This window comes from Pseudoalteromonas sp. NZS37 (genome assembly GCF_015864265.1).
Classification (GTDB): domain Bacteria; phylum Pseudomonadota; class Gammaproteobacteria; order Enterobacterales; family Alteromonadaceae; genus Pseudoalteromonas; species Pseudoalteromonas arctica.
In genome coordinates this window covers 122,208-136,787 of sequence record NZ_JADYXL010000003.1, presented here as the reverse complement: position 1 = coordinate 136,787, position 14,580 = coordinate 122,208, and the positions used below count along the sequence as shown (strand labels likewise).

Sequence of the window (14,580 nt, the reverse complement as noted above, 5' to 3'; positions counted from 1 at the left end):
ATAAAAAGACAATTTTATCTAAGCGTACCCGCTCAGAAACTATAATAAAAACGGAGTCACATATGCAGCAAGCCAATACACCAATATGGCAACGCTTTAGCATTACCCAGCTAATAATTTTTTTACCGCTAATAGCCGCTATTATGCTCGACTCTCATATACGCTTTTTGTCATCACATATGGATTCAACTAGCCAATATCTGACTATTAATATTCAACTTTTTTTACAGTGTATTCCCTTTTTTATTGCCCATGCGTTTGCATATCGTTTATTACTTACACCCGCAATCATAGTTTGGCTGTTAGGCTTTTTAGCCTATCCATCTCTCTTGCTAGTATTTAATAACCAACTTCTTAACTTTTCGCAATGGCAATATCTTGATGCACAATGTTGGACACTGTGCGCATCTGCAAGTGGTATATGGCTTATTACTAAACGCACTAATAAAAATAACAATGTGTTGAGTAATAAATGGCTTAAATCCTTGTTTTCACTTGATACAGTCGTGTTTATAGTACTTTTAGGTTGGGCAATAGTTACATCAAGCATACTCAATACGCACACTGATCCTATGTTAAACCAGCCTATTGAGCCTGTTATTGATGTTTATAAAGTATTCACACAGTTTGATACTTTTTTGGGTTACCTTTGGCAAATTACTGTTTGTGCCGGATTAGTATATGGAGTGTATTTATTAAATAGATATTTATTAATACGCTACGTATTAACCTATCATGGCGTATTAATATTTTTGTTTGCAAGTTTAATAAGCCTCGTTGTACTTACACCTATATTAACATCGTGCTTGCTACTGTTACCTATTAACGATTTACCCTCAGGCATTGCTAACTTAACACCAGGCGGTAATGATAATATTTTCAGCCCTGAAAATTATCAGTTCGTATTTTTGTTTTTAGCTATAAGCACACCGATTATTTTAGCGTTTGAACGACAGCAACAACACGTTCAAATTAGCAACATTGCCCAGCAACAAACAAAAACAGAGCTAATGCTACTTCAGCAGCAAATTAACCCTCATTTTTTATTTAATACATTAAACAACCTTTACGCGCTGACATTAAAAAAAGCAGATAATGCACCAGATCTTGTTATGCAATTAGCTAATTTACTGCGTTACAGTGTTTATGAAGGCCAAAAAGCACAGGTGAGTTTAGAAAAAGAAATCAATTACTTAAAAGGTTTTATTGCATTACAGCGTTTGCGAAGCGCTGAGCGCTGCAACTTTGATGTGCAATGGCCTGAACATCAACAACACTATTTAATTTCGCCGCTACTGTTAATAATGATTTTAGAAAACGCGATAAAGCATGGTGTAGAGCCCACGTCACAAAAAGTAACGGTTGTGTTTAAAATCACCATGGCCGATAACATACTAACGCTATTTTCCTCTAACCCTATTCTACCTAATAACAATTCAGAGCATGGGATGGGACTTAACAATTTACGCCGTAGGCTAACTCTTTTATATCCAAATAAGCACACATTAATTATTAATGAAAATAAAAACCTTTGGCAAACCACACTTAAATTGGAGCTGGCTGCATGCTAAACACAATAATTGTTGATGACGAGCCGCTCGCGCATGACGTTATACTGCATCATTTAAGTGCCCATAAAGATATTAATATAAGCGGACAATACCTTAACGCTAAAGATGCATTATGTGCTTTAGCCACATCATCTATTGATTTGTTATTTTTAGACATAAACATGCCCGAACTATCAGGGATTGCATTACTAAAAGTGCTCGCGAATCGACCACAAGTGATTATTATTAGTGCGTATCAAGAATATGCTTTAGCCGGTTTTGAACTTGACGTAACTGACTACCTACTAAAACCAGTCTCTGCGCAGCGCCTTGAACAAGCACTCAATAAAGTACGGAAAAAAAGAAAACACATAACGCTAAATCCCAAGGCACCTCTGACTATTACGCTTAAAATCGATCGTGAAAAACATAAAATTCAATTAAGCGATATAGACATGTTTGAAGCGTATGGTAATTACGTAAGAGTATGGCAAGGTGAAAAATCATTACTTGCAAGCAGTACTCTCAAATACATATTGCAGGAACTTGATACTTCATTTATTCAAGTCCACAAATCTTACGTGATTAACAAAAATAAAGTTGTTGCGTTAAGTAATGAAAGCGTTCAACTAGCATCAGGCGTGTCAGTTAAAATTGGCAAGTCATTTAAACAACAAGTGCGCGACATTATTTAACCTGAGATCTTATTTTATGTTTATCTAAAACATAACTTTAAGCTTTTCCCTAACACCGGACCTAAAATTTAGCACTTAACCTTTGCGGCTTTTCTCGCGTTACAAAGTAGCAAATTAGCGAGCCAACCGTTACCAGCACAACACCTTGCCAAAACGAAGCACTCAGCGTAATAGATAAATACAGCGCTGAAATAATAGTAGAAAACACCGGTGTAAAGTACGAAAGTGTGCCAAGCAGCATTAAGTTACCGCCAATAATAGCTTGGTTCCACAGTGCATACCCGCTCCCTACCACTACTCCTGCTAATAGCAATGTTATGCTTGAGCTGAGTGAAAACGTTAATGGCGCTTCATTACTAAAACCATATTGCGCCCATAAACTCATTGCCGTAACAGTAAAAAATAACGTAATGGCATTTTTGCCATTACTCAGCTTTTGCGTAACCACACAATAAATAGCCCATATAAACGCTGCAGTTAATGCCATTAAATAAGTAGCAGGATTATCAGCAAAGTTAGCTACAAGCGTATCGAGTGACATTTCTTGATCGCCCGTAATACACCAAGCAACCCCTAAAAAAGCAATAATCATGCTTGGGTAAACCCAGTAACTTACTTTTTTGCGACCGATAATAATAGAGAGCAATATAGTTAGCGTGGGCCATAAATAATTAATAACCGCCATTTCCATTGCCTGATGACGGCTATTTGCCATACCAATAGAAAGCGCCAAGCAAATTTCGTACGATACAAATAATAAAGTACCTACTACCAAGTAGCGTCTTGAAAACCCACTAAACTTAGGCACTCCCATAACCAAAATTAAAAATATCGCACTGACAGAGTACATAGCCGCAGCACCACCGATGGGGCTAAACAACTCAGAAATATCCCGTAGTAATGCAACTAAGCAACTCCACAGTAATATTGCAGCAACTCCATAAAGCGTGTATTTATTTTTGCTTAAAAACTCCATTTGCCAATCCAAAAGTACTACTCGTAAATTTGAAACTAAACTAACAGTAATTATTTAATTAAACAATTAGGGTCTGTTGATCTTTCAAGGTTAAATTTGCAGCAGTCTGTTTGGTATTTAGGCAAGGCAGAGCCTATATAGTGTGGTTATTCCCCATAAATGGGCGATAACGTAGCATTAATGCTAAACAGGCGCTGCCCAAAGGGTTCTTCCTAGGGACTACTTACTTTTTGTTGCTCGGTTTTTACTTAGCCCACTAGGTTACAAATCTCGCGCCGCGATTAAATAGCCCCTAGTTTGAACAAATTTTAATCCGCAAAGATCAACAGACCCTAAAGTTTATAGCTTAAACCTCTTCCCCTGTTTTTTACATTCACACTTTTTAGTAATTGACCTTTTGGTCAGTAAAGCTACAATCAATCAATACGTTAAACACGCAAACTCAACAATGACCACACAAATAAAACCAAATAAAAAAGAAGTAACACGCGAAAAAAACCAAAAACTAATTTTAGATGCCGCCGAGCAATTGTTTTCGCAATTAGGTTACGACGGAGCAAGTATGAGCATGGTTGCTAAAGAAGCGCAGGTGCCAAAAGCTAATATTTTGTATTACTTTAAAAGTAAAGATGGTCTGTACGAGTCTGTGATCGACCGCATAATAGCTAATTGGAACTTAGGGCTCGATAACGTCACAATTAACGACGATCCAGCTACCGTGCTTTATAACTATATTAAAAGTAAAGTAATACTCGCCGTAAATCAGCCAATGCAATCTCGCTTATTTGCCAGTGAAATACTGCGCGGTGCCCCTTATTTACAAAACTACTTTAGAACCAATACCCGCCCTTGGGTTAAGCAAAAAGTTGATGTACTTCAAGCGTGGATGGACGCAGATAAAATGGATAAGGTTGACCCCTACCATTTGCTCTTTACTATTTGGTCTACCACGCAGTATTACGCCGACTTTCAGGCTGAGGTTTTACTCGTAATGAACAAATTAGAGTACGACAAAACCGATGTGGCACAAATTACGCAATCAATTGCCCACATAATTTTAAAAGGTATTGGTCTTAAAATACCTGAGCAAAGTGAGACTTAACCCATGACATCCTTTACTACACCCGATTTATTTGACGATCATCGCGATAACGTGCAAGTAGCCGACAGTGGCCTTTATCACTTTGGTAAAAAAACCACGTTTTATGGCAAAGTAGTTACAGTTACCTGTCCAGAAGACAACTCTTTTGCTGCCGATATATTGCATGAAAATGGTGAAGGTAAAGTATTAGTTATAAACGGGTTTGCGAGCAAACGCTTTGCGTTTATTGGCGATATTATGGCTGAGCGTGCCCTAAATAATGGTTGGGAAGGCGTAATAATAAATGGCTGTTGCCGAGATATAGAAATACTCGCCACGATGAACTTACCTGTAATGGCGCTAGGCTCAACACCGCGTAGTACCTTAAAGCGCGGCTTTGGTGATAAAAACCAAGCTGTTACCATGCTTAGCACCACCATGGAACCTAACGATTGGGCTTACGCCGATATTAACGGTTTAATCATCAGTAAAACGTCCCTTATTTAGCGCTCACAACCATATAAATAAAGACCAATTTGGTGCACCTGCGCACCAAATTGGTTTGTTTTAGCTCATTTTAATACCACTATTTTTACAGCCCATATTTACTAACCTCATACAACTCGCCAAATCCTGACCAATTGGACAGGATTTTAATTTGTGGCATTCCTCTTGCTTAGGTTTTAAACAATATAATAAGCTAACCGATTAAAAAGCGGATTAGGCTCTGTAAAATAAAAACAAGATGTTACGCAGTGAGCTGAAAAATAATAAAAATTAATCCGTCTTTTTAATCACTCTAAATCTGAACTGCTTGGTCAGATTTTTTATAACGAGTGGTGATATGAGTAGCAAAAATAATAATACGACCGGTATTTTTTGTGACCATGGTCCTAAGGCATGGCAAACACATTACCAAGGCACGCTTATTAATAAGCGTCTTGCAATAAAAGATGTATTTGCTGTTAAAGGTGAGCGCAACAGCGCAGGTAACCCACACTGGTTTAAAGCAGCAAAACCGGCCCAGCAAACAGCAAGTGCCGTAAATATGTTAATGGACGAGGGTTGTAGCTTTACAGGCTTTACCCATACCGATGAGCTTGCTTACAGCTTAGAGGGAAATAACATTCATTATGGTGCAGCACAAAACCCTAAATTAAAAGGGCATACTTGCGGTGGTTCGAGTATGGGGTCTGCTGCATCCGTTGCTGCTAACTTAGCCGATATTGGCTTAGGCACCGACACTGGCGGCTCAATTAGAATACCCGCCAGCTATTGTGGTTTATTTGGTATAAGGCCAAGCCATAACGTGATTGAAAAAGACGGCCTAATACCGTTGGCACCGCCTTTTGATACTATAGGTTGGCTTACCCAAAGCGCCGAGCTATTAAGCAGCGTTGGCGATGTATTATTACCACAACAACCTATTAATAAAGTAAATACGCTGGTTATTTGCGAAGCACTCTTTGAACTTGTTGACTCCTCTTTACAAGCACCACTGGGTAACCTTTTAGAAAAAACCAAACCTTATTTTAATCATCATATCGATTTTAAGCTCCCCAACGTTGGTTTACTAAGTGAGCTTGCCGATACCTTTAGAATATTACAAGGTCGTGCGATTGCTAAAACGCACCGAGACTGGCTTGAACTCCCAGATCAGCTTTCTCATTTTGCGCCAGCAATTGCGGCTCGTTTTAAAATGGCACTGGCTTTAACCGAGCAAGAAGAACAAGAGGCGTTAAAAATACAGCACGAGTGGCAAACAATAGTCGCTAAAAACCTAAACAAACACAGCTGCTTATTTTTACCCACCACACCCACAACCGCACCTAAATTAGGCGCCGACACAAGCGCCTTACGCATGCAAATTATTACGCTTTCGGCAATTGCGGGCCTTAGTGGCTCAGCGCAAGTGCATTTACCGCTGGCTGATTTAGCAAATGATCATCCTTATGGTTTTTCACTAATGATGAGCCACGGTAACGATAAAAGCCTACTTGCTTGCGTACAACAATTAGCTGCACACTTTAAACAGGACACACCGGCATGACCACACACAACATTGCATTTACCGCGTCTCACTTTTCGGCCACTGAGGCGGGTATAAATATACTAAAACAAGGCGGTACAGCTACCGAGGCTATGGTAGCCGCAGCAGCTGCTATTAGCGTTGTATATCCACATATGAACTCAATTGGTGGCGACAGCTTTTGGCTTATCGATAATCCCAATCAAAAAACACCCACCGCTATTGACGCCTGCGGCCGCGCAGCAACTAATACAACACCCTATAACTCGCACACGCAAATACCAGAGCGCGGCGGATTAAGCGCACTGACTCAAGCGGGTACAATACGCGGTTGGCAAAAAGCGCTTGAGCTTGATGAACACGCAGCACTGCCACTTTCAAAAATTTTAGCGCCCGCAATAAAACTTGCTCGCGAGGGCTTTACCGTTACAAAAAGCTTGCAGGCAGGCTGCGAAAAACTAGCCGCTGCTAACAATACCAATGACGCGTTTAAAAACCTCTACATACCCAATGGCAAACCCTTGCAAGCAGGTCAGCATTTTAAAAACCCTAAACTTGCAGCAACATTTGAGCACTTAGCAAAACAGGGTTTAAACGCATTTTATGAAGGTGCACTTGCCAACTCATTTGCCGCTGATTTAGCCAAAGCAGGCAGCTCGATTACCACAGATGATATTGCAAGTACCCAAGCCGAAGTAGTTACCCCGCTAAATGCAAACCTAAGTGGTATTGACTGCTACAACTTACCCGCGCCAACACAGGGCGTGCATTCGCTGCAAATAATTGGTGCCGTAAATAAGTTAAAGCATTTAGCTAAAACCGATGCCGACTGGACACACTTAATTGTAGAGGCAACCAAGCAAAGCTTTACCCATCGCCCTACCCTTTGGGCTGATCCTGAAGTATTAGGGGACGATTATAAAAACGCACTAACCGATGATCGCTTAAGCCAACTTGCTAACAATATTGATATGGCCAAAGCCAAAAAATGGCCATTTAACGCAGAGCCTGGCGATACAGTGTGGATGGCTGCAAGAGATAAAAACGGGCAATTAGTAAGCTTTATTCAAAGTATTTACTGGGAATTTGGCAGCGGAATACTAATGAGCGAAGGCGGCTTTGTGTGGAATAACCGAGGTTTAAGTTTTAGTTTAAACAATAAAGATACCAATAACCTTGCCTCAAATAAAAAGCCTGCACATACACTTAATCCAGCAATGGCAAAGTTTAGCGATGGTCGCCGACTTGCTTACGGAACAATGGGCGGTGAAGGACAACCACAAACCCAAGCCGCTGTTTTTGCAGGCTACGCATGGCGAAATAAATCAATAAAACAAGCAATCAGCGACCCTCGTTGGTTACTTGGACGCACATGGGGCGATACAAGTACAAATTTAAAAATTGAAAAAGGGTTAGTTTTTCATATAGAACATGAATTAAATCAACGTGACCACGATTGGGTAAGCGTTGATAATAATAACGAAATGATGGGGCACGCTGGGGCTATTTTAGATACACCTACACGCCTTGAAGCTGCAACAGATCCTCGTTCAGATGGACGTGCAACAGTAACTACAGCAGGAACACAATGTCAGAAATAATAAACCAATGGCCAATAGTAGCGGCCTTAATAGCAACCGGTATTTTTGCCGGAATTTTAGCAGGACTTTTTGGTGTAGGCGGCGGTATTGTTATCGTACCTGTGCTGTATTTTTTACTGCAAGGTTTTGGCGTAAGCCCAGAGTCGGCAATGATGATAGCCACCGCCACATCACTTGCAACCATAGTACCTACTTCGCTTTCATCTATTCGCTCGCATCATAGCAAAGGGAATATTGACCTTGCGCTAATAAAATACTGGGCACCGTTTATATTAGTTATGGCGGTAGTCGGTAGTATTATTGCTCATACCGTTCGCGGTAACGCATTAGTGCTCATGTTTGCCTGCATTGCTATTTTAGTCAGTTTAAACATGTTATTTAGAGCCGGTGCACCCGCGCTTGTAAAACAACTGCCAGGTAAATTTGGTCAAGGCGTTATGGCAAGTATTGTAGGTGGTTTGTCGGTAATGATTGGCATAGGCGGCGGTACTATTGGCGTACCTATGCTAAACGCATTTAATGTACGCGCCCATGTTGCAGTAGGTACTGCGGCCGTTTTTGGTTTATTGATTGCGCTACCTGGTGTTATTACCTTATTAAGTATTGGCACAACGCCAACCGATGCTCCCCTAGGTACGTGGGGGTTGGTTAACCTCCCGGCCTTTTTTCTTATTATTCCGCTGACTATTTTATTTGCACCTATTGGCGTAAAAATTGGTAGCAAGCTGGATCAAAAACAACTAAAACGCGCTTTTGCCGTTGTCTTAATGATAACCGGCATTCGCATGCTCATTCAGACTCTGGGAGCCTAAAATATGTTTAATAACACGCAAGTTCAAACCTTAAACCCACCACAGCGTTTATTAATGGGACCAGGCCCAATTAATGCAGATCCTCGTGTTTTACGTGCTATGTCGGCGCAACTTATAGGTCAATACGACCCAGTAATGACCGGTTTTATGAACGAAACCATGGCGCGTTACCGCGAAATTTTTAAAACTAAAAACGAATGGACCATGCTAATAGATGGCACATCGCGCGCAGGGATTGAAGCCGTATTATGCTCAATTTTACGCCCAGGCGATAAAGTACTAGTGCCAATTATGGGGCGCTTTGGCCACCTACTTGCTGAAATAGCAGAACGCGTTGGCGCAAAGGTGCACACAATAGAAGTACCGTGGGGCGAAGTGTTTACGCCAGAGCAAATCGAAGAAGCCATTGTTGATGTAAAACCCCATGTACTTGCTATGGTACAAGGCGATACATCCACCACCATGAACCAACCTCTTGAGTATATTGGCGATATTTGCCAAAAGCACGATGTACTATTTTATTGCGATGCTACCGCATCTATTGTGGGTAACGAACTTCCTGTCGATGAATGGAAACTCGATGCACTTTCGGTTGGCCTACAAAAATGTTTAGGCGGTCCTTCTGGGTCAGCGCCATTAACACTAAGCGATAAATGCGCCGATTGGATCCAAAAACGCAAAAAGGTAGAAGCAGGCATTCGCACGGCCGACCATACCGATGGCACAGAACCCTTTGTGCGCTCTAACTATTTTGATTTAGGTATGATCATGAATTACTGGGGAGAGGAGCGCCTAAATCATCATACCGAAGCCACTAGCATGCTGTATTGCGCCTCAGAATGCGCCCGCATAGTCATTGAAGAAGGCGTGGATAACTGCGTAGCGCGCCACAAATTACATGGCGATGCCATGCTAACGGGCATTCAAGCACTCGGCTTAAATGTATTTGGCGATTTAACACATAAAATGAACAACGTACTGGGAGTGTATATACCCGAGGGCATTAATGCCGATCACGTACGCGGACAAATGCTAACCGATTTTGGAATAGAAATTGGCACCTCGTTTGGACCACTTCATGGCAAAATTTGGCGTATTGGCACTATGGGCTACAACGCCCGAAAAGACACCGTACTACAAACATTGGCAAGTTTAGACGCTTGCCTACATGCCAACGGTTACAAAGGCCCTAAAGGCGAGGCCGCCATTGCAGCCCTTGCTCACTATAAATAAAAAAAGGATTTAGCATGACGATTGTAAGCCCACAACACAGCCCTTTATTAGGTAAAGAACGTGCCAATACCCACGCAGCACGCGCTTTATCTCGCTGTAAAACCCTCAGCGCACTATCGCAAATGCAAGGCGGCATTCACCGAGTGTACTTATCAAAAGAGCACAAAGAGTGTAACGACGTTACTGCATCGTGGATGGTTGAGGCAGGCATGCAATCGTGGCAAGACGAAGTGGGCAACCTTTGGGGGCGGCTTAAATCATCAAACCCACATGCTAAACGTTTAATTATAGGATCGCACCTCGACACAGTACCAAACGCAGGTGCATTTGATGGTATTTTAGGTGTACTACTGGGGATAGAGATTGCAGCGCTTGCAAATAAGCTAAAGCTCGACCTGCCCTTTCATTTAGATGTAGTGGGCTTTTGCGATGAAGAAGGCACTCGCTTTGCCACAACTTTAATTGGCTCAAAAGCACTCGCTAACGAGTTTGACCCACAGTGGCTAAATATACAAGATACAAGCGGTATAACTATGCGCCAAGCCATGCTCGACTTTGGCTTAAACCCTAACGACTATGCAAAGGCCGCACTAAACAAAAACGAATTACTAGGTTACTGGGAAACTCATATTGAACAAGGGCCAGTACTCGAATCGGTTAATCAGGCGTTAGGCGTTGTAACGGCTATTGCAGGGGCAAAACGCGCCATGCTTACCCTAACAGGTCAAAGTGGTCATGCGGGTACAACCCCTATGAATTTACGTCAGGATTCCCTAGCTGGTTGCGCTGAATTAGTAACCGAAATCGAAAAACTAGCAAACAATGCTAAAAATGGCGAAGTTGCCACCGTAGGGCAAATACAGTCGCGCCCCGGCGCTACAAACGTGATTGCAGGCAAAACAACCATAAGCCTAGATGCACGCGCACAAAGCGACACCGATCTCGCTAACTTACTAAGCGCCATACAAAGCAGCGCTCAATCTATAGCAAGCAAACGCAATTTAACGCTTGATTGGCAATGGACTCATGCCGCCGATGCCGTTGCGTGTGATACTCAAATTCAGCATTTGTTTTCAAGCGCATGTAAACTCAATAACCAAGCATCGCCTTCACTTGCTTCAGGCGCTGGGCATGATGCAATGGCAATCGCGCCTATTTGCCCCATTGGCATGTTATTTATACGCAGCCCTGGCGGTATAAGCCACCACCCTGCAGAAGCAGTTATCGACAGCGATGTAACAAAGGCACTCAGTGTAATGTACAGCGCGCTTTTACTTTATGTGAAAGAGTGTGAGTGATTTTAAGGTAATCGAGTAAACCAAGTATATTAACTTGGTATGCTTAGGGGCTTAAACCTCCTCAAAGTCATTTGGAGGTTGTTACTAAATGCAGGAATATTCGTTATTTAAAGTAGCTTTATCGGACTGCCCTTTGCTCTTTTAGGCTAAGGCGTTTATGTGAGCTATATACATGTTGAATGTTTGTACCATTAACCAAATATGCATCCATTTCAACGGTAATTAAACCCGATAATGGCTTGATTTCTAGAACACCCAACTCACCTAAATTTGCAGATAGTAAAGTATTATTCCTAATAGCTAACAAAGTTTTGTCAGTATCTCGTAAGTCACCATTCACATATAATTTAGCACCACTAAACCAATTGTTAATTATTTTAACTTTGATTGACTTAATAGTAAATTCAAAGGATTTTCTCATCAGATCTCCATATTCAGAAAATGTAATTATTATACTTTGTGTTCTTATGTGTTTGGCGCACAAACACTTTCGTTTAATACCCGCTTAGTCGATGCTGGGTAATCTTTTAGTGCAGCCAAAGGGCGAATTGGCCGCTGAACCAAATTACCTGAGCAGTTTGGGCACACGTTATTTAACAGCGTTTGGGCACAGCCAGAACAAAATGTGCATTCAAATGAACAAATAAAAGCCTCTGTGGACTGTGCAGGTAGATTCTTATCACAACATTCACAATTAGGTCTTAAATCTAGCATTTAGAGCTCCCTTTTATCCACCCAATGCTGAGTAAATATCTATTACCTTTTATAACTTTTGATACCTGATGCTCACTTACATCAGGGCGGAATAGCTTAACCCGCTTTGTTTCAAATATCGGATCACTGCAAATAAACTCACCACCCAAATCTGCTTTTTTAAGCACTATATTCAATCGATAGTGTTTACCAGATTCAACTTTGTCTGTGTGTGGTGCTATTTCACTTCCTTGTGGGAATTTAAGCAAATATGTATCAAATTTAATTGGCCACGTAGCACCACAAATCAACATTTTATCGTAGCCTGATTTTTGTCGGCCTCGCTCCCAACAAAATAATTTACTCAAAAAAAACATACAATCCCTCGAAACAGCTAACAAGCTGCAGGTTAACTCGTTTTTTATTTTTATTGATAAACAAACCATAGCCGAGTTCATATTTTGATTCAATCGATTATTGTATTTTACGTGGGATATAAAAGAGAGTTTTAATGGTGTTTTGATTGGCGTTTTAAAAGACATTATGGTGGCTATAATTACCTAGCAAATCAAAATATAGCCACCCGTTTTACTTTAATGCTTATTTAATCGTTACCTTTGCATCACTTACCCATGTTTCAGTTATAGCTTCATCATTTTTATCAACTAAATACGCGCGTATGTTCACCGGATTGTTGTTAGCTTGTTTGTAGTCAAACGCTAATCGCCATTGGTTTGTACCAACTACCGGATAAACTCCAATAGGTTCTAGTATTTCACCGTTGCTGGCTTCAACTATCGGCTTTATACCACTTTTGTTATCTAAGCCTTTAAATACTGGACCTTCAAAATCAATCACCATTTTGTTAACGCCTTCAGGAATTGGCTGGCCGGGAATTCCGCCTAAGCCTTGGCGAGTATTTACAACGCTTGCAAGGTTTTTTGATTTTGGATCGAGTGGACGCCACTCAATATCATAAGAAAAGGTAAACTCATCACCTTTGCGCGCCTCTTTTTCGGGCACCCAATAGGCCACAATGTTGTCAAACGTTTCATCTTTTGTAGGAATTTCGATTAACTGTACTGCGCCTTTGCCCCAATCGTCAGTAGGTTTAATCCACGCTGATGAACGCTTATTGTAAAATACGCCGTCGTCTTGGTAGTTATTAAAGTCACGATCTCTTTGGATTAAACCAAACCCTTTTGGGTTCTCATCAATAAAGCTATTGGTCGACACCGACTGAGGATTATTTAATGGGCGCCAAACGTATTGACCCGATCCTGTGTGAATAGCTAAGCCATCGCTATCGTGAATTTCAGGGCGCCAGTCTTTAGCTTCTGTTTTATCTTTTTGTGAGTACCAATACATACTAGTTAGCGGTGCTACACCTAAGCGTTCAACATCGGCGCGCATATACAAATTTGCCGTTACAGAGGTAATATGGCCTTTAGCTTCTTTGTTATCTTTGCTTAAACCAAATCGATAAGCACCAGTGATAGAAGGCCCTTCAAGCAATGCCCAAACAGACACACTTTCACCTTTTTTCTCTGCGGGGCCAATCCAAAATGCAGAAAAGCGCGGGAATTCTTCTGGCTGATTCATACCCGTATTAATTGCAATACCTCGGGCTGACAGTCCATATTGCCCCTCTGGCCCGTCGGTACGAAAATAAGACGCACCTAAAAAAGATATCCAATCTGGTTTCATATCTGGGCGCATTATTCTAAAGCCTGCAAATCCAAACCCTTCTGGGAGATCGTGAGCAGGGCTGTCATCAGGCATATTAAAAACGTCATTACTAAAAGGTACATTTTGAACCTGATTTTTATCGTCTCTGATGTAAATACTTACTGGCTCTGGAAAATATCGGCCAGGGTAAAATAATTGTACGGGCGCCTTTTTTCCACTTGGATATAAGGTTTCATCTTCTTTAAAGCGTATTTTCCAGTGTTCGTCATAGGTAATTTTATCGATTAACTCCGGCGCTGGCACCTTAGTTGGCGTATAGGGCTTTTCGGCTGAGGCTTTTGCCAGCGCTTTTAAGTCTTCGAATGAAAACTGCGTTTTATCTACTGCTTCTGTCGCGTAAGACGACATCGAAGTGCTAAAAATAATTGCGATAAATAACTTTAATTTCATAAAAAGAATGTCCAATAAATTGAGTCAAATAAAAATGGGAACGCTGCACGAACGTATGTTTAACTTAAAGTTCTGTATGGATATTACGTGACGTAATATGAACTAGCGTTTACTAAAGTATTGTTATTTGACTACAGGACCTCCCATAATTAATTTGTTTTTACGGGAATTAATTTTAAGGGCGATTGCGCGCGTTTAATGATATCGCTGAAGTGAAAATAAACGGAAATAGCGCAGTTTATTGGACGAAGCCGTCAAGAGGTATGGATATATTTAGATTTTAGTTGCCCACTATTCCAAGGCAAATACTTGTAGAGTGGCTGGTTTTTCTATTCGTTGTAGTTACATAGTTGATTTGGGCTAAAGCGTATTATAAGCAGTAAAAAGTGAAGGGTAAGCCTATATAGAACTGTGGTATTTAAATTGATAAGGATTACATTTAAGTGTTGAAAAACAAAGAGGCTCACCACTTT

General features: G+C 41.0%; 14 protein-coding genes. 9 read left to right on the top strand and 5 right to left on the bottom strand.

What is annotated here, in order from left to right:
• Nucleotides 1–62: 62 nt before the first annotated feature.
• A complete protein-coding gene (locus I6F47_RS06595; protein WP_165721709.1) occupies nucleotides 63–1,571 on the top strand; it encodes a sensor histidine kinase in 1,509 nt (502 codons plus the stop codon).
• Nucleotides 1,565–2,245, top strand: a complete 681-nt coding sequence (locus I6F47_RS06590) for a LytR/AlgR family response regulator transcription factor (protein ID WP_165721710.1) — start codon at nucleotides 1,565–1,567, stop codon at nucleotides 2,243–2,245. The genes I6F47_RS06595 and I6F47_RS06590 overlap by 7 nt, the downstream gene beginning before the upstream one ends.
• 61 nt (nucleotides 2,246–2,306) lie before the next feature.
• Here I6F47_RS06590 and yddG read toward each other — a convergent pair whose 3' ends face one another.
• A complete protein-coding gene (gene yddG / locus I6F47_RS06585) occupies nucleotides 2,307–3,221 on the bottom strand; it encodes an aromatic amino acid DMT transporter YddG (protein ID WP_197183544.1) in 915 nt (304 codons plus the stop codon).
• A gap of 448 nt (nucleotides 3,222–3,669) precedes the next feature.
• Here yddG and I6F47_RS06580 point away from each other — a divergent pair, with 448 nt between their 5' ends.
• The 7 genes from I6F47_RS06580 to I6F47_RS06550 all read left to right on the top strand — a co-directional run bounded on the left by I6F47_RS06580 (nucleotide 3,670) and on the right by I6F47_RS06550 (nucleotide 11,275).
• A complete protein-coding gene (locus tag I6F47_RS06580; RefSeq protein WP_024597735.1) occupies nucleotides 3,670–4,323 on the top strand; it encodes a TetR/AcrR family transcriptional regulator in 654 nt (217 codons plus the stop codon).
• 3 nt (nucleotides 4,324–4,326) lie between these two features.
• Nucleotides 4,327–4,809 carry a putative 4-hydroxy-4-methyl-2-oxoglutarate aldolase gene (locus tag I6F47_RS06575; protein WP_197183543.1) on the top strand — a complete coding sequence of 161 codons (483 nt, stop codon included), beginning with the start codon at nucleotides 4,327–4,329 and terminating at the stop codon, nucleotides 4,807–4,809.
• A gap of 337 nt (nucleotides 4,810–5,146) precedes the next feature.
• Nucleotides 5,147–6,352 carry an amidase family protein gene (locus I6F47_RS06570; RefSeq protein ID WP_165721713.1) on the top strand — a complete coding sequence of 402 codons (1,206 nt, stop codon included), beginning with the start codon at nucleotides 5,147–5,149 and terminating at the stop codon, nucleotides 6,350–6,352.
• Nucleotides 6,349–7,932 carry a gamma-glutamyltransferase family protein gene (locus I6F47_RS06565; protein ID WP_165721714.1) on the top strand — a complete coding sequence of 528 codons (1,584 nt, stop codon included), beginning with the start codon at nucleotides 6,349–6,351 and terminating at the stop codon, nucleotides 7,930–7,932. The genes I6F47_RS06570 and I6F47_RS06565 overlap by 4 nt, the downstream gene beginning before the upstream one ends.
• Nucleotides 7,920–8,744 (top strand): sulfite exporter TauE/SafE family protein, encoded by an 825-nt coding sequence (locus I6F47_RS06560; RefSeq protein WP_024593246.1) that lies wholly within the window; start codon nucleotides 7,920–7,922, stop codon nucleotides 8,742–8,744. The genes I6F47_RS06565 and I6F47_RS06560 overlap by 13 nt, the downstream gene beginning before the upstream one ends.
• Before the next feature lie 3 nt (nucleotides 8,745–8,747).
• Nucleotides 8,748–9,977, top strand: coding sequence for a pyridoxal-phosphate-dependent aminotransferase family protein (locus tag I6F47_RS06555; protein ID WP_165721715.1), 1,230 nt, complete (start codon nucleotides 8,748–8,750; stop codon nucleotides 9,975–9,977).
• Between the two features lie 14 nt (nucleotides 9,978–9,991).
• Nucleotides 9,992–11,275, top strand: a complete 1,284-nt coding sequence (locus tag I6F47_RS06550) for an allantoate amidohydrolase (protein WP_165721716.1) — start codon at nucleotides 9,992–9,994, stop codon at nucleotides 11,273–11,275.
• Nucleotides 11,276–11,393: 118 nt separating this feature from the next.
• Here the strand turns inward: I6F47_RS06550 and I6F47_RS06545 are convergent, their stop codons facing one another.
• The 4 genes from I6F47_RS06545 to I6F47_RS06530 all read right to left on the bottom strand — a co-directional run bounded on the left by I6F47_RS06545 (nucleotide 11,394) and on the right by I6F47_RS06530 (nucleotide 14,107).
• Complete coding sequence (locus I6F47_RS06545) at nucleotides 11,394–11,696, bottom strand: hypothetical protein (protein WP_033023834.1); 303 nt, start codon at nucleotides 11,694–11,696, stop codon at nucleotides 11,394–11,396.
• Nucleotides 11,697–11,740: 44 nt separating this feature from the next.
• Complete coding sequence (locus I6F47_RS06540) at nucleotides 11,741–11,989, bottom strand: DUF1272 domain-containing protein (RefSeq protein WP_197100837.1); 249 nt, start codon at nucleotides 11,987–11,989, stop codon at nucleotides 11,741–11,743.
• A complete protein-coding gene (locus I6F47_RS06535; RefSeq protein WP_101216351.1) occupies nucleotides 11,983–12,345 on the bottom strand; it encodes a 2OG-Fe(II) oxygenase in 363 nt (120 codons plus the stop codon). The genes I6F47_RS06540 and I6F47_RS06535 overlap by 7 nt, the downstream gene beginning before the upstream one ends.
• Before the next feature lie 223 nt (nucleotides 12,346–12,568).
• Nucleotides 12,569–14,107, bottom strand: coding sequence for a glucan biosynthesis protein (locus I6F47_RS06530; RefSeq protein ID WP_197117236.1), 1,539 nt, complete (start codon nucleotides 14,105–14,107; stop codon nucleotides 12,569–12,571).
• Between the last annotated feature and the right edge of the window lie 473 nt (nucleotides 14,108–14,580).

What these genes read in the sequence shown, in the direction of transcription:
- I6F47_RS06595 (WP_165721709.1), top strand. Translation starts at nt 63, where the DNA reads ATGCAGCAAGCCAATACACCAATATGGCAACGCTTTAGCATTACCCAG.
- I6F47_RS06590 (WP_165721710.1), top strand. Translation starts at nt 1,565, where the DNA reads ATGCTAAACACAATAATTGTTGATGACGAGCCGCTCGCGCATGACGTT.
- yddG (WP_197183544.1), bottom strand. Translation starts at nt 3,221, where the DNA reads ATGGAGTTTTTAAGCAAAAATAAATACACGCTTTATGGAGTTGCTGCA.
- I6F47_RS06580 (WP_024597735.1), top strand. Translation starts at nt 3,670, where the DNA reads ATGACCACACAAATAAAACCAAATAAAAAAGAAGTAACACGCGAAAAA.
- I6F47_RS06575 (WP_197183543.1), top strand. Translation starts at nt 4,327, where the DNA reads ATGACATCCTTTACTACACCCGATTTATTTGACGATCATCGCGATAAC.
- I6F47_RS06570 (WP_165721713.1), top strand. Translation starts at nt 5,147, where the DNA reads ATGAGTAGCAAAAATAATAATACGACCGGTATTTTTTGTGACCATGGT.
- I6F47_RS06565 (WP_165721714.1), top strand. Translation starts at nt 6,349, where the DNA reads ATGACCACACACAACATTGCATTTACCGCGTCTCACTTTTCGGCCACT.
- I6F47_RS06560 (WP_024593246.1), top strand. Translation starts at nt 7,920, where the DNA reads ATGTCAGAAATAATAAACCAATGGCCAATAGTAGCGGCCTTAATAGCA.
- I6F47_RS06555 (WP_165721715.1), top strand. Translation starts at nt 8,748, where the DNA reads ATGTTTAATAACACGCAAGTTCAAACCTTAAACCCACCACAGCGTTTA.
- I6F47_RS06550 (WP_165721716.1), top strand. Translation starts at nt 9,992, where the DNA reads ATGACGATTGTAAGCCCACAACACAGCCCTTTATTAGGTAAAGAACGT.
- I6F47_RS06545 (WP_033023834.1), bottom strand. Translation starts at nt 11,696, where the DNA reads ATGAGAAAATCCTTTGAATTTACTATTAAGTCAATCAAAGTTAAAATA.
- I6F47_RS06540 (WP_197100837.1), bottom strand. Translation starts at nt 11,989, where the DNA reads ATGCTAGATTTAAGACCTAATTGTGAATGTTGTGATAAGAATCTACCT.
- I6F47_RS06535 (WP_101216351.1), bottom strand. Translation starts at nt 12,345, where the DNA reads ATGTTTTTTTTGAGTAAATTATTTTGTTGGGAGCGAGGCCGACAAAAA.
- I6F47_RS06530 (WP_197117236.1), bottom strand. Translation starts at nt 14,107, where the DNA reads ATGAAATTAAAGTTATTTATCGCAATTATTTTTAGCACTTCGATGTCG.